Genomic DNA, 1541 nt, shown 5'->3' with positions numbered 1-1541 from the left:
TGGTGGGCCAGGGCTTGCAGCTGCGAGACGCCGGCGGGATCACCGGCGGTGACGACGACGACCTGCAGGCCGAGCGCCCGGGCGAGCGCCTCCTGGTCCAGGTGACCCCCGCGAGCGGTGAGTTCGTCGGCGAAGGTGAGGACCACGCATACGGGCAGGTCGCTGAGCAGGGCCTGCGCGAGCAGGCCGAGCGAGCGTCGCAACGTGGTCGCATCGAGCAGCACCAGCAGCCCGTCCGGCGTCGACGCCGGGTCGGTCGCGGTGTCCAGCGTGTCGATGACGACCTGCTCGTCGAGGCTGATCGGGTCGAGGCTGTAGGTGCCCGGCAGATCCTCGATGACGACATCGAGATCGTCGATCCGGGCACGGCCTGCATAGCGGGCGACCGTGACACCGGGATAGTTGCCGGTCTTGCCGCGCATCCCCGTCAAGGCGTTGAAGAGCGTGGTTTTGCCGGCGTTCGGGCTGCCTATCAGTGCCAGTCGCAGGCCCGTCAGGGCCGGCGCGCCGCCTGCGTGGTCGTGGTGTCCGGACATCCCCGGTCAGTTCACCGAATCCACGATGATCTGTCGTGCCTCGCCAAGCCGCAACGCGACCTCGTAGTTGGCGACCCGAACGATGACCGGGCCGCCGAGGGGCGCCTTACGCAGCACCTCGATCGACGCGCCCGGCACCAGGCCCAGGTCGACCAGCCGGCGGCCCACCTCGGGGGCAATGGCCGCGCCGAGCCCGGCGACCCGCACGCCCGCTTCGGCGACAGCGACGGTCGCGAGGGTCCGTCCGGGGTGCGCCGCATAGAGAACCGGGCGCGAACCCAGCCGCTGTGAGAGCACCGACACCACGACCTCCAGGGGGAAACGGATCCTTCTTAGGTTACCCTCACCAGACCGACCGGATCGGGTTCCGTCACCGGGAACGACGAACGGCAGGCCGGGGTCAGGGCGCTTGCGTCAGCGAGGTGAAGATGCTGGGCGCGCCCCCGAAGGGCCACCACACCGGCAGGCCGGGCTGCAGCACCATCCAGGTCACCAGGAAGGCGGTCGCCGCGATCGCGAGCCCCGCGACCACCTGGGCACCGACCTGATTGGGAGCGAGCCCGCGCGCCAGGCTGCGCGAGCCGCGCCGCAGCCCCGAGCCGCCCGGCCCCCACCAGGCCATCATGATCGCCAGCGCCATACCGACGCCGAGCGCGATGGCGTGGGTGATGCGCACGGGAAGGGCGGCACCGGAGAGGTTGACGCCCAGCAGCGTGGCGAAGATGCCGGCCAGCCCGACCGATGCCGGTATGAGTGCCCCGGCGAGCGCCGCGATCACGCCCGTTACCAGGTGCATCGGGCTCGCCAGCACAGCCATGGCCAGATCGCTCGAGCGGGCCCCCTTGGTGTAGCGGCGCAGCACGAGCGAGGTCACGCTGCGATCGGCGGTGCGCGCAACGACCGACCACAGCAGGCCCGCGATGACCGCGAAGGCGGGATAGGACGTGGCCGTCGCCACCAGCGCGGAGGCGACGGCGATCAGCACGCCGCGCCGGGCCGCGCGCC

The 1541-nt window shown here is 71.7% G+C and carries 2 protein-coding genes and 1 pseudogene; all 3 read right to left on the bottom strand.

Annotated elements, in window-relative coordinates; translation table 11 throughout:
• The coding region (locus PKH97_RS16560; protein ID WP_324388704.1) for a FeoB small GTPase domain-containing protein at nucleotides 1–536 on the bottom strand (536 nt) is incomplete at its 3' end.
• Nucleotides 537–542: 6 nt separating this feature from the next.
• Nucleotides 543–839: a FeoA family protein gene (locus PKH97_RS16555; protein ID WP_324388703.1), complete on the bottom strand. Its 297-nt coding sequence runs from the start codon at nucleotides 837–839 to the stop codon at nucleotides 543–545.
• A gap of 97 nt (nucleotides 840–936) precedes the next feature.
• Nucleotides 937–1541, bottom strand: a pseudogene (locus PKH97_RS16550) (serine/threonine protein kinase); the annotation flags it as partial.

The organism is Nostocoides sp., assembly GCF_035343835.1.
Classification (GTDB): domain Bacteria; phylum Actinomycetota; class Actinomycetes; order Actinomycetales; family Dermatophilaceae; genus Nostocoides_A; species Nostocoides_A vanveenii.
Note: the sequence above shows the minus strand (reverse complement) of the source record. Positions and strands in the feature narration are given on the sequence as shown.